The following is a 21,505-nucleotide window of genomic DNA, read 5'->3' on the forward strand; positions in this document are numbered from 1 at the left end:
AGTCAAATGTGCCTATCATCCCTCGGCGAATCGTGATCAAAAGTGGATACCGGCTCCACATTCAATCCTGATTCCTGCTTAGCCAATCTAACCTCTTCACCATGCCCCTGCGCATATGCAGCCTGATGCGCATGCCGTTCCATCGTCACAATTTTATTCGCCAGCCGCTGTAACCGCTGCTGCCACTGATACCGGGCCTCGATGCAATGTTTGTTGGAGATAACCTGGCACAGCCACAAGGTGTCCATGACAATCATCAACTGATCCAATAAACGAATCAACTCCACGAATTGGGCAATCTGCGGCGAGGCAATCTTGGCCACGAATTCCCTGGGGTGCGTGTAGGTTGGCGTTTCAGTGATGCCGTTGTCAGCCTTGAGTTTTTCCAGCCGACTCTTTTCCTGCTGTAGCTGCTCCGCACATTCGGCAATCATCTGGCTAACAATGCTTTCTATTTCATCGACCGTTTCCTCCCTGCCGATGATGCGCAGGATCACGTCAATCGCATACAAGGACACCATCAGTCGGTGATAGCTATCACGAATGACCCGAATGGCTTGTTCGCTGTTGATGCTAAACGTACGCTCAAATATCGGGCGACTGATCGTGTGTCGTTTGCTTTTGGGTTGAACCGGACTTTCTGCCATGTCAGCACCTGCTTGGGAAGATTAACGATAGCCCAATCATACGGTGTCTGTTTCTAATGCCTGTTCGCGAAAGCTCGATAATTGTCGAGCTTTCGCGAACGACTCTTCCAAAAAATCTGCTCCAATGACATCACAGCTCATGAGGTGTTTGATCACGTCATGATCCGACTTCGGTCGGCGTTCCGTTTTTAAGCGGCGACGGTGGTTTCCCATCGGCGTGTCAGGTGCGTCAAGCCTGATGTGATGGTTGTATTTTAGATTTTCATCCTGTCTGGGAGCGCTTATTCCTAGCCGGGAATGTGCCTGCCGGATGTGCCCCATCGCCGCGCAGGTGGGTTTCATTTTCAATTGTCGGGCGCGGCCGATAGGAGGACATCATCATGGCCAATCGTGGTGTAAACAAAGTCATCTTGCTGGGCCGTCTCGGCGCCGATCCGGATATTCGCTATTTACCGAATAACGGCGGCAAAGTCGTGGCGGTGCGTTTGGCAACCAGTGAAGTTTGGAAAGATGCAAAAAACGCCAAACAGGAACGCACCGAATGGCATCGGGTCGTGTTTTTTAAAAAACTGGCCGATACCGCTGGCGATTTTTTGAAGAAAGGCAGCAAGATCTATGTGGAAGGCACTCTTCGCACCCAGCAATGGGATAAGAACGGCGAAAAACGCTACCGCACGGAAGTGGTTGTGCATGATTTGCAACTGCTCGACCGCCCTGCCCCGTCAACACCTACCAATGGTTCATCAACATCGAACCCGGCCGCCGAGGACGCCGACTGGGATGACGACTACAGCGATATGCCCATGCATTAAACCCCAGCACGCCGATCATTGGCGTTCGTTGGTTTAACCGTTACACCGCCGACCCGTTTCAGGTTTCGGTATTTCAACCCCCTGGGGAACACCATTCCCTAGCGGGCGATGGCGTTCCCTTTTTTATTGAAGGAGAGCCACCATGAACCCAAACAACCGTAATACCTTACCCAAAACCCGCGACCTGCCGATGCCGGTAGCCGCGCAACAAAGCTATGGACTGTCGGAGCAGTCCTGGAAAGTGCTGACCGAAGTCACCTTTCCCACGGCGAAAACCCCGGAAGCCATCCTGATGGCGCTGGATTACTGCAAAGCCCGCAAGCTCGACATCTTCAAAAAGCCGGTACATATCGTGCCGATGTGGAGCGCGGGGTTGGGCCGCAATATCGAAACCGTCTGGCCGTCCATCATGGAAATCCAGACCACTGCGTCGCGGACCGGTGTTTGGGCCGGCATGGATAGGCCCGCCTGGGGTCCGGATGTCACCAAAACCTTTACCGGTCGCTACAAGGACGATAACGAGCAATGGCAGGAATCCAGTATCACCGTGACCTTTCCCGAATGGGTGGCGGTTACTGTGTACCGGATCGTCGGCGGCAAACGTTGCGCCTTTACCGAGGAAGTCTACTGGCTGGAGGCTTATAGCACCGCCGGCGGTAAAAACTCGCAAGTCCCAACCGCCATGTGGATCAAACGCCCCAAAGGGCAGTTGGCCAAATGCGGTAAAGCAGCGTCGCTCAGGGCCGCCTTTCCGGAGGAATGCGGTTATGCCGCCGAGGAAATGGATGGCAAAACCCTTGACGATATTGCCGACGGTAGCGTGATCGATGGCAGTGCCACGGTTGTCAATGCAACCGAAGCTGACAATGAAGATCGCGTTTGGGCGGGCGATGCAGGCGTTGATGCAAACCGCGTCATCGATCTGTCGCAAATCCATCCCAAGGTGCAAAAAGCCGTGGCGGAACTGGTAAGGCGTACAGCAGCGGCCGGCGCCTGGAAAGCCGCCTACGACTATGCCAACCAGAAGTTCAAAGGCATCGACCTGACCTTTGCCTTGGCCGAGTTGGACAAGGTATCGGAAATTGCCCCCAATGCCACACAAGTCTTGGGCCAAGCCGACAGTACCGCCATGCCACCATTGTCACCCAAAGAGATGGCCATGACTCAGGCGCGTCAGGCTTTGGGTGCCAACCGGTAGTCATATCGCTGGACAGGGCTTTGCCGTTGCTTAATCGGATTACGGGTTAGGCCATTTTCAATCGGGCGTCTGCTGGCTTTTCAGCATCCGTCACATTCAACTACCACCCCTTCAGGGCGTCATGACTCGCCCGTGGGGGATTCATGATGCTCTGAATTTCTTCATAAGGAGAGATCATGAATGCTATCGATCAATCATTGAACCGCGTGCCCTGTCATACCGACTGGCAACGTTACGATTCACCCACGGTATTACGCCGTCACGGCCGGGGGTTTCTGGAACGCCTATGGCGACCCCAGCACTGCGAGCGCAATCCGCAGCCCTTGAGCCGACCAGAACTAACGACACTGGCCGAGAGTTTTGGCGGAGTCTGTCTGCCGGCGCAAGACGAACTGCTGTTGCTGTTCGGTGATGGCCATTGGGCCCGGCGCTGCCAGACCCAGTTGCACAAGCTCGGCATCGAGACCGTGCGCTTCGGTTGCCAGGTACAGTTGACCGGATTTTCGCGATGAAGGTCGTCGACGTATCGCAACGTTCCGATGCCTGGCGGCAATGGCGTTCACAAGGCGTCAGTGCCAGTGAAGCGGCCATCGTCATGAACCGCTCACCGTATAAAAGCTATTGGCGACTCTGGGCAGAAAAGATTGGTCTGGTGTTGGAAGCCAGTTTGGACAACAACCCGTTGATCCGCGCCGGCATCCAGCAAGAGCCCGAGGCCCTGCAACGCTTCGAGGATAAACACGAGCTGATGCTATTGCCACTGTGCGGCGAGTCGGAGCAGTTTCCTTTGATACGGGCTTCGTTCGACGGCTTGTCCGAACACCAAGAACCCGTCGAAATCAAATGTCCGCACGAGACCACGTTTCTGGATGTGGTGTTGAACCGGGAAGCCTCGGCTGCCTATCAATTGTATTGGTGCCAAGTGCAACAGCAACTCTTGGTCGCCGAAGCACAACGCGGTTTTTTGTTTTTCTATCACCAAGGCCAGGATGTGGAATTTGAGATTCAGCGCGATGAGACCTTTCTCACCGCCCTGGTCGAGTCCGCGATGGACTTCTGGTCGGCGGTGAAATCGAAAAAGGAACCACATAAGGATCCCGAACGCGATTTGTATTTGCCGCAAGGCGATGCAGAACGGCAATGGCAACAACTGGCGGCAACGTATCGACAGCGGGCGTTGACTATCCAAGATCTCAAAAGCCATCTCAACCAGTTGGAGGACGAGCAGTCGCGCATTGAAGACACCTTGGTGACATTGATGGGCGATTACGTGGCCGCAGAGCATTCCGGGTTGCGTATCAGCCGGTTTCAAAGCCAGGGTGCCATCGATTACAAGGCGGCACTGCAAGCCTTGCAACCGGATGTTCAGGCTGAGGCGCTGGAAGTCTATCGAAAACCGTCCACCACACGGGTCCGCGTGACCTGCCGGGACGACGACGGCAAGCATGCCGAAGTGCCGTTTGATGCTCAAGCCTTGAAAGACCTGGTGGGCGTGGACTTTTGGTTTTGAGTCTTGATGGTTCGTTTAACGACATCCTGTAACCCTGGTGGTTACGGGATGTTCATTCATTGACGTCATGATTGATTCGGTTCGGGCATGTCGGTTTTAGGCTGGGCTTTTAAAAAAAGTCCAACCCAAAACCCGCATCGTTCAGGCATTCCCTTCGTGGAATCCCGAATCCGGTTTCGACCGGCGTTCCGTTGTTAAGCGGCATGAGCGTTTGCCTCGTGTGCCAGGTGCGTCAAGCCTGGTGTTTTTGTTTGTCCCGTTGGGGTTCATCACCTTTGCGGGACTTGGTGACCCCTTTTATTGATTGAAGGAGGTCATTATGAATCACGACTTTTGGAAAACTTTTCAATGCTGGTTGAACGTTGCGCATAACGATGACATCCAGGTCAAAAAGCGGTTGTTGCTGGACATGCACCGTCAACTCTCGGACCCCGGTTTGAGAAGCGACATTCAGCGCATTCTGCGTTTGATGGATCGGGAGCTATTGGCCCGTGCCGAATGGGCGATGTACTGCGTCATGCAGCTACGTTGATTTTTTAATCCATCCTGGTTGACCAGGGCTTTATTCACCCGTTGGGGCTCATCACCCCTCGGGACCGGTGCGCCCCTTGTTATTTGAGGCTAGTCCTCGAGGAGCTCACCATGTATCAATCCTATTCCATTGCCGACACCTTCGGCATTCAGGCCCCGGCGTCCATGAAAGTGGAAGGCTTTGCCCCGGCCAATAACCCTTATGTGCCGGCTATCAAGCCGTATGTGTTTCGCAAGGATCACTTGCGGGATGTGTTGGCGTTTTTAGGCGCTCATAATGGCGATGGCTTATACCTGACTGGTCCGACCGGTTCCGGTAAAACCTCGTTATTGGAGCAAGTCGCGGCACGTCTGCATTGGGGCGTGCATTCGGTCACCGGTCACGGTCGATTGGAACTCAACGACCTGTTGGGTCAGTACATGCTGGTCGACGGCGGCGCGATGAAGTGGATCGATGGTCCGTTGACCCTGGCGGTTCGCCTGGGACATGTGTTGTTGATCAACGAAATCGATGCCATCGACCCCGCTGAACTGATCGGTTTGAATGAAATCGTCGAAGGGAAACCTCTAACGATTCCGCAGACTGGCGATGTGATTGCACCCCATCCGAAATTCCGTTTAGTGGCCACCGGTAATAGTGCCGGCAGCGGCGATCAATCGGGTTTGTATCAAGGTGTGTTGCGGCAAAACTTGGCGTTTCTGGATCGGTTTCGATTGATGGAAGTCGGCTACCCGGAACCCGAGGATGAAATGAAGCTGTTGGCCGATGTCGTGCCGACCATGCCGGAATCGGTACGGGAAAGCATGATCAAAGTGGCCAACCAGATTCGTAAAGTCTTTATCGGCGGTGCGGATGGCAGCGGCATGTTGTCGGTGACCTTATCGACACGCGGTTTAGTGCGCTGGGCAACCTTGGTGGCGACCTTCAAAAGTGCCCCGAATGCCCTCGCCTATTCGCTGGATCGTGCCTTGACCTTCCGTGCCGAACCCGCCAAACGCGAAGCGATTCATCGCATCGCCAAGGATGTGTTCGGTGACGATTGGGTGTGACGTGAAGTTATGTAACTAATTGTTTATATTGATATTTGTCATTAATAAACCTGCCGTTCCCTCGGCAGTAGCCTATCGCCACATGCGACCCCGGTAACGGGACGGTATGAAGCTGGCGAGACAATGTACCCCATCCTCTAAAGATGGTAAGTCGAACCCGCGAGGGGAAAACGTATCTGCGAGCGCTACGCAGAAGGGGGCTAGGCTGAGTGGTATGGTCAACGAAAGTGAACTGTTGGAAACTCCGTAACGCCGACTGAGCCAAAAGCGATGACAGGCTCAAACCAAAATGGTACGTAGCAGGTTAATCCATTCCAGTCTTGGATTACAGGGACAAACAGCTACCGGAGCAGAGACAGAACCTAACCCACTCTTGTTAGTTACATAGAACACGGAAAACCCGACCCTTCGCCAGCGATGGCAAGCTAACCGTAAGGAAGGCCGATGGAGGGCGGGCATGGGAAAGCGGAAAAAGCGAATGTCGCTCGGTAATAGAGCGAATAGGGATTGAGCTAATGTCGGCGACATTATCCCAACTGGCAACGGTGCAGACTTCCGCTAGGTCTCTCGTCACGAGAGAGCATGAAGAACCTTTATTAGGAGGAAAAGCAAATGAACTTGATTGATAACACAATCATGTGTGCATCCTCCGGCATGGAGACAAATTGGCACAGCATCAACTGGAGCAAATTTTATCAAAATGTCAGGAGGCTACAAGCGCGTATCGTGAAGGCAAATCAGGAAGGCCGCTGGGGTAAGGTGAAAGCCTTGCAATGGTTGCTGACCCACTCGTACAGCGGCAAAGCAATTGCCGTCAGACGGGTGACAGAAAATCAAGGTAAGAATACTCCCGGCGTGGATGGAAAAACTTGGTCAACGCCGGAGGCCAAATCAGAAGCAATACTTTCGCTTAAAAGACATGGTTACCAGCCATTCCCTTTGAAGCGGGTTTATATCCCAAAGAGTAACGGTAAGAAACGGCCGCTAGGCATTCCGACAATGAAAGACCGGGCTATGCAGGCATTACACTTGTTGGCCCTGGAACCCGTTGCGGAAACGACTGCGGATCGAAACTCTTACGGATTCAGACCGGAAAGATCTACGGCGGACGCACATGTCCAATGCTACATAGTGTTGGCTAAAAAAGCGTCACCCGCATGGATTCTTGAAGGTGACATCACAGGGTGCTTCGACAACATCAGCCATGCATGGATGCTCAACAATATTCCAACAGACAGGATGGTTCTTCGGAAATGGCTGAAAAGTGGCTATCTCTACCAAAATCAACTCTTCCCAACGGAAGCGGGTACGCCGCAAGGCGGTATTATCTCGCCGACGCTGGCCAATATGGTGCTAGATGGTTTGGAACGGGAACTTCAACGCAAGTTCTCAAGTTCTGAATCCGGGCGGTTTAATCGAAATAAAGCTGCCTTAAACCAGGTCAATTTTGTGCGATATGCGGATGACTTCATTATTACTGGAAAATCAAAAGAAATTCTGGTGAACGAAGTCAAACCACTGGTTGAAGATTTTCTAGCGGAAAGGGGATTATCCCTATCGCCGGAAAAAACCAAGATTACCTCAATCGCAGAGGGTGTTGATTTTCTCGGATGGAACATACGAAAGTATGACGGAAAATTTTTGATAAAACCGTCCAAAAAGAACATTCAAACGTTCCTGGATAACATCCGTGAAACAGTAAAGGCGAATAAACAGGCAAAACAGGAAAACTTGATTCGTTTGCTCAATCCAAAAATTAGGGGTTGGACAAACTATCATAAATGTTCTGTTGCGTCGGAAGCCTTTTCCAAGGTAGACAAAGAGATTTGGCAATTATTGTGGCAGTGGGCAAAACGCAGACACTCCAAGAAAAGTAAAACTTGGATTAAGAGGAGATACTTTCACTCCAATGGAAATCGGAACTGGGTATTTTCTACTAAGGTTGTCTCCCCAGATGGTAAATCGAAACATGCGACGCTAATTAAAGCGTGCGATACCAAAATTCGACGACACCATAAAATCAAAGGTGAAGCTAATCCATTTGATCCAAAATGGGAAACCTATTTTGAAGATCGGCTTGGTCGGAAAATGCTGGCAAACCACAAGGAGCGAAAAAGATTGATACATCTTTGGTTGGATCAAGATGGAGTATGTCCTGCATGCCGCCAAAAGATTACGGAAGAAACGGGATGGCATATTCATCACATCCTGCCGAAGTCTGAAGGCGGCAAAGATGTAACATCAAACTTGGTGTTGTTGCATCCAACCTGTCACATGCAAGTCCACAACCTGAAGTTGAAAGTTGATAAACCGGCTTCCGTAAGGGGGCTTAGATGAGGCTTGAGCCGTGTGAAGGGAAACTTTCATGCACGGTTCTTAGGGGGCGGGGTTGCAGTAATGCAAGCCTTGCTACCCGACGCGGTGTAGCCATGGCCGTGTGGAGTTTATTTCGTTATCGTCACCGCGATGGTAGCTCCAAAGACTGGGCGGTCACCACGAATGCCGACGGTTCGATTTCGACCCGTTGGGGAAAGACGGCTTTACGTTTGCCGAGCATTAACACGCGAACGGAGATACGCCAGCACGATATCGAACGGCAAAAACAGGCCAAGGGCTATGTGTTTGTCGGCGAAGTCGAAATCGATACTGATGGCAATATCAGTTTGCCCCAGTCCGCGCCGATAGCCGATCCTGCGTCCGTGCATTCCCAGACTCCATCGGTCACTGTCGACAAGTTGTATTGGCATGTCGATTGTCGCGCCGGGCCCAATACCCTGCTCGATATGGGTTTCGCGCTGCGGCGTTGGTTGGGCGATCTGGAAGCCTGGTCTCAGGCCCAAGGTTGTGCCGCGAGTGACTGGCCCGGTTGGCAACGGCTTGTCGATGTCAGCCTGGGCGATGAAACCTTCGATCTCAGCGGGCAAATCGACCTTGAACACGGGTTACTGCCTTGGCTGTGGTTGATGGCATTGAAGCATGCAGCATTTCCCGGCGTCTTGGTCGGCATTGCCACCGAAAACGGTCGCGACGTGTCGGCGGACCTGAAAGCCGAAACCGAGGTATTGGCGTTATTCGATACCGACGTCGAGGCCATACGACCCTTGGCGGAAAGCTTGGGGCTTTTGAAACCCCGGCTTGATCTGGCATTGGCCATGGCCGATCAAACCGATCACTGGTTTTGATTCGCCGAGGTTTTAGCCGATGACGCCTGTATCGAAGAGTTCGATGTAGGTATTTTTTAACATTCACCCGGAAGGGGCCATTCGCCCCGTGGGGTCGGTGTGCCTTCTTCCAAAGGAGGTACACATGACACACACCCAACTCATTCTGGACCAAGTGGTCTTGGTCAAAGTCGACGCCACGATTTACGGCGCGCGCAAAAAGCTCAACAAGGAGGATCTGGTACTGGCCGACGGTAGCAAGTTGCCACCGGAGGATTTGGCCAGTTTGGGCTCGAAGCGCTTGCTTGATCCGGATCGTCTATCGGTGTTCAACCGCCTGAAGAAGGAGGCCGAACGCATTTGTTTACGCGTCGGCACCCGATTTCTGGGCGGATTCATCGTACCGGTCGCGGCAGCGGCACAGGTCACGGCGGAACTGGATCGTATCGCCGGGGACTTTGCCCTGGCACGGGCCGAGTTTCTGGCAGGCTACGATGCTGCGGTACAAGACTGGATGGTCAAACATCCGGAATTTGCCGGCATCATCGAAAAAGCCATCGACTCGGTGGCTTTGGTCGCAACCCGCTTGGCGTTCGATTATCTTGTGGTGTCGGTCGCCCTACCCGACCAGTTACCGGATAAGGATACCGAACGCCTGGACAGCAAAATCGGTTCGTTAAGCGAGCAGATGTTCCATGAAATTGCGGTGGACGCCAACCTGCTGGTCGAGCAATCGTTACTCGGTAAGGAACAAGTCACCCGCAACCCTCTCAGGCCGATCAAACGCATCCGCGACAAGCTCGATGGTTTGTGTTTTCTGGACCATCGCGTGGCGCCGGTGGTGGCGACCATTGACGATTTGCTCGGCAAGATCCCGAGTCGGGGATCGATCGAAGGTAGTCTGCTGCAGGAAATTCTTGCCACGGCGATGTTGCTGGCCGATCCGGATAAAACCCGGCGGCATGGTGAAGGATTGTTGGCGGCGCAAGCGCCTGCACCGGAGCTAGCGACCGATACTGACGTTGATGTCGAAGAAACCGTCGATCCAACGGAACCCGAGTCATCCGAATTGCCAGAATCACCAACACCCGTCATCCCTGTCATTGCAGAGACCATTTCGAGCGATCCGGATTTTACCGTGTTGACACCGGTATAAAATTGACCAACCGTACCGGTTGAAATTTGACCAGGGGGCGGAGCCGGTTTTTGAAGTCACCGGCTGTGGATAAGTGTAAAGGAAACGGATAACAATCGGTAGTCTTGCTACCCGTTTCCAAGCTGGATTTTTAAAACGGATTTTCCTCGTAGGCGATATCTTCCGGTGTTTTTCCACTGCGTTTAGCTTGCTCTCTCGCTTGTATCCGAGCCTTGGCTTCTTCAGAACTTTGCCGGAAGCGATAGGATTCGTTGCCAGTTTCAAGGATATAGCAGTGGTGCGTCAGTCGATCCAATAAGGCGGTGGTCATTTTGGCATCACTGAACACGCTGGGCCATTCGGCAAAGGTCAAATTGGTGGTGATGACCACGCTGGTTCGCTCGTACAGCTTCGATAACAAGTGAAACAACAACGCGCCACCATCCTTGGAAAACGGCAAGTAGCCCAGTTCATCCAAGATGATCAAATCGACCTGCATCAAGCGATAGGCTAATTTGCCTTGGTTGCCAGCGGCCTTTTCCCGTTCGAGTTGTGTGACCAGATCGATGGTGGAATAAAAACGGACGCGCTTGCTGTGGTCAGTAACGGCTTTGACGCCGAACGCGGTGGCCAGATGCGTCTTGCCGGTACCGGTGCCGCCCACCAGCACCACGTTATGGGCGGCGTCGATAAAGGCGCCGCTCGCCAGTTGTTCCACCAAGACGCGATCCACCTTGGCTTGCTCAAAGTCAAAACCGGCCAAGTTGCGATGCACGGGGAATCGTGCGCTTTGAAGTTGGTACCGAATCGAGCGAATGTGTTGATCCTCGATTTCCGCGTGCAGTAGTTGCCACAGCAACCATTCCGAGGATTGCAATTTGGCACCGCCTTGGCTGGCGACTTCGGCGTAAGCTGAGGCCATGCCGAAGAGTTTAAGAGATTTCAATTCCGCTTCCAGATCACGCATCGCCGTTCTCCTGATCCACCAGAGCTAAGTCGAACGCTTCGCGCAATTGCTCATATCGCGCGGTATCGGCGATGGGCGCATCCTTGATCTGTAAGACGTCAGGCGTGATTACCGTCTGCGGTTCGGCAGGCGGTTGACCGTCCCCGGCGAGCGTAGACACGAGATGTTTGACCTGCTCGATACTGATCACCCCGGCGGCCAGCAAAGACTCAACCGCCGCCAACACCGCATCCAGCCCTTGCCGGGGTACGCAGGCTAAAAGATCAGCCATCGCTCGATCACCGCCAGGGCGCTTGTTTAACACGAGCCGCAAAGAAGACAACGGTTTCGGCATCTCAACAAAGGGCGCACCATTGCGTAACGCGCCGGGTTTACGCGCCAATAACGGCAGATAGTGTTGCCAATCGTAGCTGACCTGATCGCGATCCAACAGTCGCACATGGCTGGCAATCCAGGCATCGTCGGCATAGAGTTCAAGCTGTTCCGGATACAAGCGCACACTGATCCGTCGATTAGCAAAACGGCAAGGCACCGAATAGCGGTTTCGTTTCACCGTCACCAAGCAGGTGCTGGATACACGAGCCACAAACTCAATGTAACCATCGAACACGCCAGGCATGGGCATCAACTCCGGTTGTTCCAGTTCCAGCGCCTCTTGTAGCGTTAACCCTTGGCGCTCCGGCCAAGATAGTTCCGTCCACAAGGCTCGGCAACGGGCTTCCAGCCACTCATTCAACTCGGCAAAGCTGGCAAAACATTGTTGACTGGCATCCAGCCAAATGCGCCGCCGGCTATCCTGCACATTCTTCTCAACGATGCCTTTTTCCCAGCCGGATGCGACATTGCAGAAGTCAGGATCGAACAAGTAATACGCCGTCATTGCCGCAAAACGCGTATTGACGATGCAGTAAAGCGCGTTTGAATTCAGGACAAAATGCGTTTGAATTCAGGACGGGGAATAAACGCATAAATGGCTTGAATTCAGGACGCGCAATATTCACTCAAAATTTCTGATTATCAACTCGCGCGACGGTTTTCTTTTTTCACCACCGCCAACGGTGTAATCAATACCAACAGACTCGATAAACAACCCATCAAACGCCTGCCGCATTTCCGGAATATCGTTCACCGACACGATCATCTTGCCTTTGATCGACACGGCCAGCTCGGCCATCTTGCCGTACTGATCAAGACCAAAGCCGACCCCATAACCCTCCGTGCCCCAATAAGGTGGGTCCATGTAAAACAGGGTATGCGGTCGATCATAGCGACGGATACAATCATCCCAGGCAACATGCTCTATAAACACCCGCGATAACCGCAAATGCGCCGCCGACAATTCCTCCTCTATTCGCAGCAGATTCAACCTGGGCGGACTGGTCGTGGCCGTGCCAAAGGTCTGATTGGCCACCTTGCCGCCGAAAGCCATTTTCTGCAGATAATAAAACCGCGCGGCGCGCTGAATATCGGTCAAGGGTTCACCCGGCGATTGCTTAAGCCATTCGTAAATCTGCCGACTCACCAACGCCCATTTAAATTGCCGGACAAACTCCTCCAAATGGTGTTTGACGACCCTGTAAAGGTTCACCAAATCACCATTGATGTCATTTAAAACCTCGACGTCGGCGCGATCCTTCATAAAGAACAGCGCGGCACCGCCAGCGAAAGGCTCGACATAACAGCCGTGAGCCGGAAACAACGGCAGTATGTGTTTAGCCAAGCGGCGCTTACCGCCGATCCACGGAATAATTGGTTTGACCATCGCAATTCTCATCAGGCGCTCGCGGCGCGCGGGTTAGAGGCTCGACGGCCTTCAAATCGTTGAGCGTTCCACAGCGGGAACATTTGATTGCCAGGCGCAAATATTGCGCCTCGGCTAGTTTTCGGTCGCAATGACCGCAACGTATCGTTTCCATAAAAAGCCACTTTGGTCTAGGCTTAGCTAGCTGTGTGCACAGCACGGTGCCAAGGCCTGAAGCAGCTCACCCTGCGAAAGGTGGCTTGTTCGGGTGCGACAACACCCGGACAAGTCGCACCGTCTAAACATTAAGGATTGATCGCTTCGCCGAAGACAAGCGGCCAATCCTGCAAATAATCGTAGGTTTCCGGTGTAGCACTAGCCAAAGCACCGGCCCGATGGGTTTCAGCCGCCGCGAATATCGCCGCTTGCTGAAAGCCGGCGGCCTCTACCAAATCGAACGCGACTTGAGCCGTAATCGTTACTTGTGTCCCGTCCATGGTCGACCAAACCACGGGCAGACCGCCAATGGTCAGGTTATCGGACAAAGCACCGCCCGCCGCCAACAGATCGCGCGCTTTATCCTTAAGCCCCAAATGCTGCACCAGAGAGAACTCGTCTGAGTGAAACCATTTTTGTTGCCCGCCAATCGTGACCGGCACGCCCGCACGCCAGCGGCGATTGCGCTCACGGTCGATTGCGGACAGCAAACCATCCAAGGCAAACGGCTGCGTAAACAACGCATGCTCGGGCGGCGCCAAACCCAGTTCCTCGATACGATGCTCGGACCCGTCTGCGAGGTAGTAAACCGCGCTGCGATGATCCGGCACAACCTCCCAGGCCGAGCCGTTAAAAACTGCGGCTTGATTTGCGTAAACCGACGGCGGTTGAATGGTGGTGGCATTGGCCGGTACTAAAAAAACACCAGGCTCTAGTGGCGATGCGTCGGCCACGCCGGTTGCTGTAACTTCGTGGGTTACAGGATGGTAGTGATAGATTTGCATGGTTAATCTCAATATTTGATGCAGGCGAGTAGAGCAATGTTTCGCGGCCTAGTCGTACCTAGAGACCCAGTCACAGCAGCACTGTTTGTTGCCCCGCCAATTGTGTGTATATATGTGCCGGATGTATATTCTGGATACGCATCTAATCCAATACCTGCACGACCACTTGAATTGCTAGATATACCCGCCATAGTGCTATCCGAAACCGCATCAAATGTTGACTGGGTGCCACTCTGCCACGATCCGATAGCCCGACCTGAATCAACCCCGCGCCCATCATCCAAAAACCTCGGAAACTCGCCTCTTACATCAAACGCCGTGAACGTCGTCCCGTCCGCATTGTCTTTAACGGCAATCGTGCCGGCTGCCCAGGTGCCTTCGGCTACCATGATGCCGTTATGCATCGCCCAACCGCGCAAGGCGGCATAGGCCGTGCGGCTCAAATTAGCGACACCAGACTTGATGTAGCCCGCGCGCGGGGTCGGCTGGGTGTCCAGCAACAGATTACCCACCAACACACTGGCATAGCCGGTATAAGCCGCCCCATTGGCGGTAAACGCCTGCCAGATCATGATGGAGTTATAGTCGTCATGCCAGATTGGGCCGATATTCGCGTTAGGCAAGGCCTCGCCAGTAGCAAAATGCCGAATCCTGGCCCCCAGCACATCCGCCAACTGATGATCCGACTCACCCAGCGCCGCCCCATCTTTCTGAGCCGCCGCCGCCAACTCGTTTTGCACGTCGTTAAGCCAAATGTCCGTCACTTCGGTCGGCGGCCGATTCGTGGCGGCATCCTCGGTGACAAACTGATTCAACACGTGGCCGGCGCCACTGATCTTACGCATAACTCACCTCTCCACCGCTGCCGGTGATGTCCTCAAACCATAAATAAACGTGCGCTTGCTTGAAATCGGCCAGCGCATCCCATAAAACCTTTGGATCGGCCACCGACCGGTAATAACGCACCCGCAGAATGTAGCGGCCGCGATGGCTCCAACAGCGGTCCCCAACCCGGCTGCCGGCTCTCAACGGCCGAGTCAGCAAATGATCGACCCGCACCAAATCGACCGGAAACGTCGTAGCCGGACCATTGGCGCTCCACAACCTGTCGCCAACGTGACTGCCGACGCCGAACATCTTGCGCGGCATGGCCTCTGTTACGCCGGCCAGCGCCTCACTCGCCACCCTGCGATACTCGCTGATGTGCCAGCTGCTGATCTTGGGGCGGTGGGTTTCGATAGCGTTATCCAACACCGCTTGAGTGGCGGCCTCGACGCGGGCCAGCTCAGCCGCCATGCCTAACAACAGATCACGGCCCAAACCGCCAGCCGGCCAATCCCAGGCGGCGCCAGGCGGCAGTAGCTCTTTTTGTACGTCGGCAAAATCCGCCACCGAATGCGTGACTATCTTCATCAGACCCAAACCACAGGTTGCAGTACGAACACTTCGCCAGCACCAATGGCGATATCGGCCACCGGCGCGATGCGGGTATATTGGGTAGTCACCGTGGCGATCGCGGCATCGATCTCGGCCAAGGCCAGCAATGACGTCTCGCTGGATTCGGCCAACACCAGCGCCGAAAGGGCCGCGGCAATCGCGTTGCGGTTATCAACCGTGTCGTAGCCGGGAAATAGATCGATCGACACCGTTACGGCATGCACGATCGGAGCGACAACACTCCAATCGGCCGTTGCCGGGGCAATATCCAGTAAAAAGGCGATGACGGCAGCCAATACCGCAGGCGTTGGCTGCCGGTCGGTCAATGTGTTACAGATCGGCCGCACGATCACCGTGCCCATGCCCAACACTTGCGGCTGCACCAGCGCGGTCGTCACGGAGGGATGCGCGGTTTTAGCCCAAAACCGGTAGTCGTCTGGCTTGCCGGAGCGCGCGCCGCGCGTCACCATCGTGCGCCACTCGTCGGTCACCCGCGCCCGCCAGGCTTCCAGGGTTTCAATTTCCGCGCCGCCAGTCAGGCCAGCGCCGTCAACCGTCAAGGTACTGGCAACACCGGGCACCGGATCGACCAGCGTCAAGGTTTGGCCAGCAATCAGGTTGCCGGCGCTGCCGGCCGTGTTGCAGCGCACCGCCACCGGCGTGGAACCCGCGCCCAGCGTCACCGCCGCCAATACCGTGTAATCCAGGCCGTTTTGACCGCGCAGCACGGTATCGGCCAATAGCGCGGTACCGATAGTGCCGGTCGCCAGCACATTGCCGGTGGCTTGGGTGGCGGATAACCGGTCCACGCCATACAGCGCCGCCCAGTCATATAAACGCTCCAGCTCGCAGGTCAACGGCGAGCATTGCTTATCGATCCACTCCAGATAACCATGCTGGCCGTGGCAGGCCCGCGCCCAGGCGGCCGACAAAGGCCCGCGCAACACCGCCGGCACAGCAGCCAAGTCGGTTTCGATGCGGGTTTTCAGCTCGGCATAACGGGGGCGAACGTAATCGGTCACAACGGCACACTCAGAGTAAAGGTGCGGCCATTATGCAAACCACTGATACGCAGGAACACGCCGGAAACGTTTCCCGCGCCGGCCGGGTCCTCCGTGACCGAAACATCAGACAGACCATGATCGATCAAGGCTTGCTCCACCCTAAAAATAGCCTCGCGCCGGGCCGATTGACTCAAAGGCTGCCGGCGCACATGCCAAATGCCGGTACCGGCAGCCGGATCGGCCCACCAGCCGCGCCGCTCGTAACGATCCGGCACCCGACTGTCCGGCGCTTCCTGGTCGGTGAACAGCACCGCATACACCAGGGTTTGAATCGCCGCCTCGGCATCGTTCAGCGCCGGGTCGTCAAACACCAGGTCGAACACGCCGTTATCGATTTGGACCAGTTTCAACATGAATACCTCACACCGGCTCGCCGGAATTGCCACTACCGGGTTGTACGTTTTTATGCAAATGATGCAGGACGGAGATATTGCCGACGATGACGTCACCGTCTGGTATTAACACATTAGGTGCATTCGCGATTGTCACGTCATGCCCCCCACCATCGATCGCTATGCCGTTGCGGCCTAACTTCACCACATGTCCAATATCGTCATGCAATGCCACTTCCCCTTCGACCAGCTCCAACTGATAACGCTTGTCGCCAATCACGATCGCCACGCCATAAGAGCGGTCGCCGGACGGAAACAGCAAATAAGCCTGCGCGCCGGGTTTGGGCCGGTAACTGAAGCCGTAAGGTTCCACCCTGGCCAGATTGTTCAGCACCTCGCCATCCAGTATCCTGGCCTGCAGTTTTTCCTGGCCAATCAGCGTTGCCACGCCATGCGCAAACAGCAACTGCAGCCTATTCCAAATCTGTTGCATAAATCAGCCTCTCGTCCTGGCTTTTAGCCTTATGTTTAGCACCTCTCTTGGCTTTGCCCGGCGCCGGATCGCCCAGGAATGCCTCACGCTTCATCACGCTCAATCGGGTCATGCTGCCGCGCTGATCATCCAGGGTAAACGCGCGATCGCCGATCAGATACACACCGTCTATGTCTTCATCAGGGATGATCACCCGCACCTGACTATTGATATCCCACACGCCGCCGGCATGCGTCCAGCCGACCACCTCCAAATCAATCCGATTGGCCCGTGCCTGACGCCGATTGCGCTCCGTGGTAGCGCGCCGGTCGCAACCGCCCACACCCTGGCCGGTTTTGTCGGCCATGATATGCAGCGGGCGAAAAAACGTGATACCGCTATCCTTCACCGCGCCTTTCAAAGCCAAGTCATTCCGGTAGTCATACCCCTTCACCAAATAATCGGAATAGCGTAGCTTGTATTCATCCACCACCGTGTAACTCTCGATATGCTCGCCATACACCAGCGTAGCCACCGGCGCTGCGCTGCTCGGTTCCGTCAACAGCAAACCGCCGTCCGGCGTGGCGTACAACAATAAATTGGCCGCACGGGCCGCATTGATCAAGGCATTGGCCGGCGATTCGCATTGCAAACTAAAGTCCGGCACCACGGCCGCTTTTGCCGTCACTTGCACAGGCACGTTAAACGTACTGCAAAGCCGCTTTACAATCTCATCCAAACTCAAGCCGGACAGGGTTTGCGAATACTGGCAATCGATCAGCTCCCGGCCCAACGAGCGCGCCTCGATGTCGATGCTATGGCTGTTTGCGTCCACATGCCGGCGAATCGAATCCGGGCGGATCGTCGTCACCACCGTGCCTTCAATCAACACCTCGATCACGGTATTGGCATCCACCCCCAAACGCTGGCCAGTACCGGGCCGGGTCACCGCCAACGTCACCGAGGCGGCCAGATCATCCACCGACGCGGAGATATGCACCTGCTGCCAGTACGCATAGCGCTGACCATTGAATTTAATCTCAACCATACACACGCCCCCGCACGAACAGCGGATGCCGCACGCCATTGCGGGCAATCAACACAGCCTCATCGATCTGCATGCGATGCGCCAAAACCGTGGACGGCAACGGCGATACGATGTCGCGGATCTGCTGCGGCTTGAGGTCTTGCGCCATCACCGCGTCCATCAACGCGGCTCGCGCCGAAATCGCCGCCTGAAACACCGCATCGGGCAAGGCCGGCAGCAACGCATCGTAAGCCGCGTCAATAGACTGTAGCGCAGCGTCCCGGTCGGCCTCGGCGGCAAAGTCCACCAGCGTCGCCTGCATGGCGGTCGTTAAAAACAGCCGGCTTTGCAAGGCCTGTTCACGGGCCAGATTGCCACGCACCGCGCTATCGGTGGCCGCCACGCCGGTCACGACATACGCGGGACGGCTGGACAAAGCGGTCAAGCGAGACACCCAGCGCGGCCGGTCGCTAGCGGAAAGCGAGATACCCCCCGCATCGGCGCTGGTGTTGCCCTGGACATCACCCAGGCCGACGGCATGGGTCAGGCTGCGCAAGGTGGCGGCATAGCGGTCAGGCGTCGCCGCCAGACTGCCGACATCACCCTTAAACCCGCTGACCAAATTCAACGCCTGCTGCGCCCAGCTCAACGGCAGTGCGGCAAACGCAATAGCCTGCCTGACCATTTCCAGACCGCCTTGCACAGTCGAGACAAACGCATTCAAGCCATCGGCGCTCATGGTCAACAAATCGAAATCCGCCTCGGCCGCGTCGGCAAAACCCTCGATCGCCGCAGCGGCGGCATCCACCTTATCCGGCTCTGCGACCGGCGGCGGCTCGCCCCCCGGCACAAACTCAATCGCCAGCGTACAAAAGCCTTGCTCCTGATGGGTTTCGCGCCGGCTCCAACTGCGGGCGCGCACCCACAACCGGCCCAGCCACGGATGAATCAGCCACTCCGCGCCGGGCTTGATCAATTCGGCAATCAGCGCATCGCACGCGGTGTCGTAATTCGCGCCGATAAAATAGGCGTTCAGCGTCCAGCCATTAGCCTGACCGCCCAAATCCTCCACCACCGGCCACTCCGCGCCGGGAAACTCATGCACCGCCAGGCGGCGGCCGCCTTTAGCGTCGTGGCTGTCGGTCAAAAACTCGAGGTCGCGGAATTGGGCGGTTTGCCAGCGGTCTTGGTAACTCATTAGGGTGATCCTGGTGCGCCGGTGCGGATGTTGCCGGTGTTGCTTTTGACTTCGTGGCTTGCTACACCGCGCGATTTTTGCTTATCGACGCGCGCCAAGTAACCCATGTCTTTAGGCTCTATCACGACATGCACTAGATTTTTTGCTGATTCGACGACGTCATAAGCGAATGTGCTGAGCGTAGCATCCGGGGCATCTGAAAAATACTGCACGGCTTTATCTACTGCCGGTTTAACTACGGTTGACCCGAATTCGAAACCCGCCACAGCCGCTGAAATGACACCAGCAGCACTTACCAATTTAGAAGCCGTCATCGTGGCGGCCCCGGCCAAACCACCAGCACCGCCAGACGTGCCCAACGCTAATGCCGTAAAACCGGCAGCACTTGCTACAGCGGTAATCCCGGATGTAGCGAGTGTAGTGCCTCCTGTCAGCTCTGGATACTTGGCTGAAAGGTCGGAAAACTTATCCGCCAAATCACCAATGATCGGCGTCAACCGGTCGGCGGCGGCATACTCGCCCAGATCTTTCAATTCCCCAGCGCGGCGCACCTTAAAGCCGCTTTTGGTTTCCATGTAACCAAAATCGCTATTCACCGCGCCATCTCTTACGGCTTGCGCTATTGATTCAGCCACCTGTTTTCCAAAATCAACATCGAGCAAACTGATCATGCCGGACTTGGCTTGCATGTCTCTAAAGAACGTTGCCAATCCTTGACCACCCGCCATACTTTTGATGGATTCAATCGCTGCATCTTGATCAGCAACACTTTTAGCAGACTTTAGTTTTGCCATGGCCGGTTTCAGATTCGGATTTTTATCAATCTCACTTTGAATCACTTGCTGCCAAGCAGTGGCTGGATCGATACCTTGCGCTGCTTTCATCATCAACATTTTGCCAAGATCACCCCGTCCAGCATCGTCGAATGCTTTCGCGGTATCGTCTGATTGCAGCTTTGCCAAAGCATTCTTAACGTTATTGGCGGCTTCTTGTGATGTGCCGGCCTTGCCGCGTGCTTGTTGCAACCAAACCAGCAGCTTTTCATAGCCCGCTTGGCCGGTTAAACCTGCGTTCTTGGCATCTGGCAACAATTCAGGCAGGTAACGCGCCATGTCGACCATTTCAAACTGTCCAGCTTTACCAGCGCCTACACCTTGCTCAACCATGCGCTTGGCTTGATCCAGATTTTTGGCGTAACCGCTACCCATCAACGTAGTTAACAGATTTGATACATCCTCGCCAGCTGCACCTTGTCCGCTTGAAACCTTGGCAATAAATGGCAATAAATCGATAGCGCCTTGAGTGCCACCTACCTGATTGCCTGAAATTAACGTATGCAATGCATCCAATGCCGAGTCTTTGGTCATGCCGTTTTTAACCGCTTCGACTATCGCCGCGCGCATGGCATCTTCACCCATTTTTTTGCCGGCATAGTTATATTCCGCATAACCGGTGTTGGCTTCCAATGCCAATCGCTCATCAAAGCTCATTGCATTCATCACAGGCTGTTTCAGCGTGTACGTCCCAGCAATGAGACCTGCGGTGCCGGCCACAACGCCGCGAATCCGCCCCTGCGCCGTTTCAAAATCCTTGGCGGCCTTGGCGGCTTTTTGCTGCTCGGCCGTCAGCTTGCCCATTTCATTGGTCAGTCGGGTGATCTTTTGCCGGGTCTTTTCGGCGGCGCGGGTGAGTTCATCTTGGCTTGCGGTGCCGGATTTTCTAAGTTCTTGGTAAGCGTTGACGGTTTTCCGCATTTCTTCGCGGATTTTGCTTTCCGACCGCATGCCCAACTGCTCGCGAGCCAAGGATAGGCGCTCGTAGCTTTGGCGCTGCTTGTTGTTGGATTGGTTGACCCGCTGTTCAGCATCTCGGGTGATCTTTTCGACGTGTTTGGCAACCTTGTCGATCGCCGAAGATGCCCCGGCGTCCGATACCTTGATGCGTAACTCGACAGGGACTTGATTGGACATAAAAAAACTCCGGATACGGGATGTAACCGGAGTTTACGGGGATAAAGCAGATATGATCAGGCTGGAAATGTTTCCAGGGATATAGTCTCCCCTTGGGAGAGGGCCGGGGTGAGTGTGTATTTACTCGTTCCCACGCTCCCGCGTGGGAATGCATAGCGTGCTTTAGTGCCGGTATGGGTTCCCACGGCGGACCGTGGGAACCAGGGGCTAATCAAACTTCCGCCCCTCCATAGCCGCCGCCATCTTGGCCCA

The 21,505-nt window shown here is 55.0% G+C and carries 23 protein-coding genes and 1 pseudogene; 9 read left to right on the forward strand and 15 right to left on the reverse strand.

Annotated features, from left to right (window positions below):
• Nucleotides 1–2 precede the first annotated feature (2 nt).
• Both NM686_RS14470 and NM686_RS14475 read right to left on the reverse strand, forming a co-directional pair.
• Complete coding sequence (locus NM686_RS14470) at nt 3–647, reverse strand: hypothetical protein (RefSeq protein ID WP_255188544.1); 645 nt, start codon at nt 645–647, stop codon at nt 3–5.
• A 36-nt stretch (nt 648–683) separates the two neighbouring features.
• Nucleotides 684–989, reverse strand: a complete 306-nt coding sequence (locus NM686_RS14475) for a hypothetical protein (protein ID WP_255188545.1) — start codon at nt 987–989, stop codon at nt 684–686.
• A gap of 38 nt (nt 990–1,027) precedes the next feature.
• Here NM686_RS14475 and ssb point away from each other — a divergent pair, with 38 nt between their 5' ends.
• The 9 genes from ssb (at nt 1,028) to NM686_RS14520 (ending at nt 10,065) form a co-directional block, all read left to right on the forward strand.
• Nucleotides 1,028–1,459: a single-stranded DNA-binding protein gene (ssb, locus tag NM686_RS14480; protein WP_255188546.1), complete on the forward strand. Its 432-nt coding sequence runs from the start codon at nt 1,028–1,030 to the stop codon at nt 1,457–1,459.
• Between the two features lie 142 nt (nt 1,460–1,601).
• On the forward strand, nt 1,602–2,657 hold the full coding sequence (gene bet, locus NM686_RS14485) for a phage recombination protein Bet (RefSeq protein WP_255188324.1): 1,056 nt from the start codon (nt 1,602–1,604) through the stop codon (nt 2,655–2,657).
• A 176-nt stretch (nt 2,658–2,833) separates the two neighbouring features.
• Nucleotides 2,834–3,169, forward strand: coding sequence for a hypothetical protein (locus tag NM686_RS14490; RefSeq protein WP_255188325.1), 336 nt, complete (start codon nt 2,834–2,836; stop codon nt 3,167–3,169).
• A complete protein-coding gene (locus NM686_RS14495) occupies nt 3,166–4,167 on the forward strand; it encodes a YqaJ viral recombinase family nuclease (RefSeq protein ID WP_255188326.1) in 1,002 nt (333 codons plus the stop codon). The genes NM686_RS14490 and NM686_RS14495 overlap by 4 nt, the downstream gene beginning before the upstream one ends.
• A 319-nt stretch (nt 4,168–4,486) precedes the next feature.
• Entirely contained in the window at nt 4,487–4,699 is a 213-nt protein-coding gene (locus NM686_RS14500; RefSeq protein WP_255188328.1) for a hypothetical protein, read from the forward strand.
• 110 nt (nt 4,700–4,809) lie between these two features.
• Nucleotides 4,810–5,748 carry an AAA family ATPase gene (locus NM686_RS14505; protein ID WP_255188549.1) on the forward strand — a complete coding sequence of 313 codons (939 nt, stop codon included), beginning with the start codon at nt 4,810–4,812 and terminating at the stop codon, nt 5,746–5,748.
• 612 nt (nt 5,749–6,360) lie between these two features.
• The gene (ltrA, locus tag NM686_RS14510) at nt 6,361–8,085 is read left to right on the forward strand and encodes a group II intron reverse transcriptase/maturase (RefSeq protein WP_255186901.1); all 1,725 of its coding nucleotides are present in this window, start codon (nt 6,361–6,363) and stop codon (nt 8,083–8,085) included.
• A gap of 92 nt (nt 8,086–8,177) precedes the next feature.
• The gene (locus NM686_RS14515) at nt 8,178–8,930 is read left to right on the forward strand and encodes a hypothetical protein (protein WP_255188551.1); all 753 of its coding nucleotides are present in this window, start codon (nt 8,178–8,180) and stop codon (nt 8,928–8,930) included.
• Between the two features lie 124 nt (nt 8,931–9,054).
• Nucleotides 9,055–10,065 carry a DUF3150 domain-containing protein gene (locus NM686_RS14520; RefSeq protein ID WP_255188552.1) on the forward strand — a complete coding sequence of 337 codons (1,011 nt, stop codon included), beginning with the start codon at nt 9,055–9,057 and terminating at the stop codon, nt 10,063–10,065.
• A gap of 130 nt (nt 10,066–10,195) precedes the next feature.
• On the opposite strand, the gene istB is transcribed toward NM686_RS14520, so the two are convergent.
• The 13 genes and pseudogenes from istB to NM686_RS14580 form a co-directional block, all read right to left on the reverse strand.
• Nucleotides 10,196–11,011 carry an IS21-like element helper ATPase IstB gene (gene istB, locus NM686_RS14525; protein ID WP_255188553.1) on the reverse strand — a complete coding sequence of 272 codons (816 nt, stop codon included), beginning with the start codon at nt 11,009–11,011 and terminating at the stop codon, nt 10,196–10,198.
• Nucleotides 11,004–11,912 (reverse strand): annotated as a pseudogene (locus tag NM686_RS14530) (Mu transposase domain-containing protein); the annotation flags it as partial. The gene istB and the pseudogene NM686_RS14530, both read right to left, overlap by 8 nt.
• A gap of 96 nt (nt 11,913–12,008) precedes the next feature.
• Complete coding sequence (locus NM686_RS14535; RefSeq protein ID WP_255188554.1) at nt 12,009–12,773, reverse strand: DNA adenine methylase; 765 nt, start codon at nt 12,771–12,773, stop codon at nt 12,009–12,011.
• Entirely contained in the window at nt 12,739–12,927 is a 189-nt protein-coding gene (locus NM686_RS21820; RefSeq protein ID WP_407942360.1) for a Com family DNA-binding transcriptional regulator, read from the reverse strand. Before NM686_RS21820 ends, NM686_RS14535 begins: the two co-directional genes overlap by 35 nt.
• Nucleotides 12,928–13,057: 130 nt before the next feature.
• Nucleotides 13,058–13,753: a DUF4376 domain-containing protein gene (locus NM686_RS14540; protein ID WP_255188555.1), complete on the reverse strand. Its 696-nt coding sequence runs from the start codon at nt 13,751–13,753 to the stop codon at nt 13,058–13,060.
• Nucleotides 13,754–13,761: 8 nt separating this feature from the next.
• The gene (locus NM686_RS14545) at nt 13,762–14,598 is read right to left on the reverse strand and encodes a hypothetical protein (protein ID WP_255188556.1); all 837 of its coding nucleotides are present in this window, start codon (nt 14,596–14,598) and stop codon (nt 13,762–13,764) included.
• On the reverse strand, nt 14,591–15,166 hold the full coding sequence (locus NM686_RS14550) for a hypothetical protein (protein WP_255188557.1): 576 nt from the start codon (nt 15,164–15,166) through the stop codon (nt 14,591–14,593). The genes NM686_RS14545 and NM686_RS14550 overlap by 8 nt, the downstream gene beginning before the upstream one ends.
• Nucleotides 15,166–16,212 (reverse strand): baseplate J/gp47 family protein, encoded by a 1,047-nt coding sequence (locus tag NM686_RS14555; protein ID WP_255190428.1) that lies wholly within the window; start codon nt 16,210–16,212, stop codon nt 15,166–15,168. Before NM686_RS14555 ends, NM686_RS14550 begins: the two co-directional genes overlap by 1 nt.
• Nucleotides 16,209–16,607 carry a phage GP46 family protein gene (locus tag NM686_RS14560; protein WP_255188559.1) on the reverse strand — a complete coding sequence of 133 codons (399 nt, stop codon included), beginning with the start codon at nt 16,605–16,607 and terminating at the stop codon, nt 16,209–16,211. Before NM686_RS14560 ends, NM686_RS14555 begins: the two co-directional genes overlap by 4 nt.
• Before the next feature lie 7 nt (nt 16,608–16,614).
• Nucleotides 16,615–17,079, reverse strand: a complete 465-nt coding sequence (locus NM686_RS14565; RefSeq protein ID WP_255188560.1) for a phage baseplate assembly protein domain-containing protein — start codon at nt 17,077–17,079, stop codon at nt 16,615–16,617.
• Nucleotides 17,060–18,106, reverse strand: a complete 1,047-nt coding sequence (locus NM686_RS14570; protein WP_255190476.1) for a phage baseplate assembly protein — start codon at nt 18,104–18,106, stop codon at nt 17,060–17,062. The genes NM686_RS14565 and NM686_RS14570 overlap by 20 nt, the downstream gene beginning before the upstream one ends.
• Nucleotides 18,099–19,283, reverse strand: coding sequence for a DNA circularization N-terminal domain-containing protein (locus NM686_RS14575; RefSeq protein WP_269021838.1), 1,185 nt, complete (start codon nt 19,281–19,283; stop codon nt 18,099–18,101). Before NM686_RS14575 ends, NM686_RS14570 begins: the two co-directional genes overlap by 8 nt.
• On the reverse strand, nt 19,283–21,253 hold the full coding sequence (locus NM686_RS14580; protein ID WP_269021839.1) for a phage tail tape measure protein: 1,971 nt from the start codon (nt 21,251–21,253) through the stop codon (nt 19,283–19,285). The genes NM686_RS14575 and NM686_RS14580 overlap by 1 nt, the downstream gene beginning before the upstream one ends.
• Between the last annotated feature and the right edge of the window lie 252 nt (nt 21,254–21,505).

Source organism: Methylomonas rapida (assembly GCF_024360925.2).
GTDB lineage: Bacteria > Pseudomonadota > Gammaproteobacteria > Methylococcales > Methylomonadaceae > Methylomonas > Methylomonas rapida.

What these genes read in the sequence shown, in the direction of transcription:
- NM686_RS14470 (WP_255188544.1), bottom strand. Translation starts at nt 647, where the DNA reads ATGGCAGAAAGTCCGGTTCAACCCAAAAGCAAACGACACACGATCAGT.
- NM686_RS14475 (WP_255188545.1), bottom strand. Translation starts at nt 989, where the DNA reads ATGAAACCCACCTGCGCGGCGATGGGGCACATCCGGCAGGCACATTCC.
- ssb (WP_255188546.1), top strand. Translation starts at nt 1,028, where the DNA reads ATGGCCAATCGTGGTGTAAACAAAGTCATCTTGCTGGGCCGTCTCGGC.
- bet (WP_255188324.1), top strand. Translation starts at nt 1,602, where the DNA reads ATGAACCCAAACAACCGTAATACCTTACCCAAAACCCGCGACCTGCCG.
- NM686_RS14490 (WP_255188325.1), top strand. Translation starts at nt 2,834, where the DNA reads ATGAATGCTATCGATCAATCATTGAACCGCGTGCCCTGTCATACCGAC.
- NM686_RS14495 (WP_255188326.1), top strand. Translation starts at nt 3,166, where the DNA reads ATGAAGGTCGTCGACGTATCGCAACGTTCCGATGCCTGGCGGCAATGG.
- NM686_RS14500 (WP_255188328.1), top strand. Translation starts at nt 4,487, where the DNA reads ATGAATCACGACTTTTGGAAAACTTTTCAATGCTGGTTGAACGTTGCG.
- NM686_RS14505 (WP_255188549.1), top strand. Translation starts at nt 4,810, where the DNA reads ATGTATCAATCCTATTCCATTGCCGACACCTTCGGCATTCAGGCCCCG.
- ltrA (WP_255186901.1), top strand. Translation starts at nt 6,361, where the DNA reads ATGAACTTGATTGATAACACAATCATGTGTGCATCCTCCGGCATGGAG.
- NM686_RS14515 (WP_255188551.1), top strand. Translation starts at nt 8,178, where the DNA reads ATGGCCGTGTGGAGTTTATTTCGTTATCGTCACCGCGATGGTAGCTCC.
- NM686_RS14520 (WP_255188552.1), top strand. Translation starts at nt 9,055, where the DNA reads ATGACACACACCCAACTCATTCTGGACCAAGTGGTCTTGGTCAAAGTC.
- istB (WP_255188553.1), bottom strand. Translation starts at nt 11,011, where the DNA reads ATGCGTGATCTGGAAGCGGAATTGAAATCTCTTAAACTCTTCGGCATG.
- NM686_RS14535 (WP_255188554.1), bottom strand. Translation starts at nt 12,773, where the DNA reads ATGGTCAAACCAATTATTCCGTGGATCGGCGGTAAGCGCCGCTTGGCT.
- NM686_RS21820 (WP_407942360.1), bottom strand. Translation starts at nt 12,927, where the DNA reads ATGGAAACGATACGTTGCGGTCATTGCGACCGAAAACTAGCCGAGGCG.
- NM686_RS14540 (WP_255188555.1), bottom strand. Translation starts at nt 13,753, where the DNA reads ATGCAAATCTATCACTACCATCCTGTAACCCACGAAGTTACAGCAACC.
- NM686_RS14545 (WP_255188556.1), bottom strand. Translation starts at nt 14,598, where the DNA reads ATGCGTAAGATCAGTGGCGCCGGCCACGTGTTGAATCAGTTTGTCACC.
- NM686_RS14550 (WP_255188557.1), bottom strand. Translation starts at nt 15,166, where the DNA reads ATGAAGATAGTCACGCATTCGGTGGCGGATTTTGCCGACGTACAAAAA.
- NM686_RS14560 (WP_255188559.1), bottom strand. Translation starts at nt 16,607, where the DNA reads ATGTTGAAACTGGTCCAAATCGATAACGGCGTGTTCGACCTGGTGTTT.
- NM686_RS14565 (WP_255188560.1), bottom strand. Translation starts at nt 17,079, where the DNA reads ATGCAACAGATTTGGAATAGGCTGCAGTTGCTGTTTGCGCATGGCGTG.
- NM686_RS14570 (WP_255190476.1), bottom strand. Translation starts at nt 18,106, where the DNA reads ATGGTTGAGATTAAATTCAATGGTCAGCGCTATGCGTACTGGCAGCAG.
- NM686_RS14575 (WP_269021838.1), bottom strand. Translation starts at nt 19,283, where the DNA reads ATGAGTTACCAAGACCGCTGGCAAACCGCCCAATTCCGCGACCTCGAG.
- NM686_RS14580 (WP_269021839.1), bottom strand. Translation starts at nt 21,253, where the DNA reads ATGTCCAATCAAGTCCCTGTCGAGTTACGCATCAAGGTATCGGACGCC.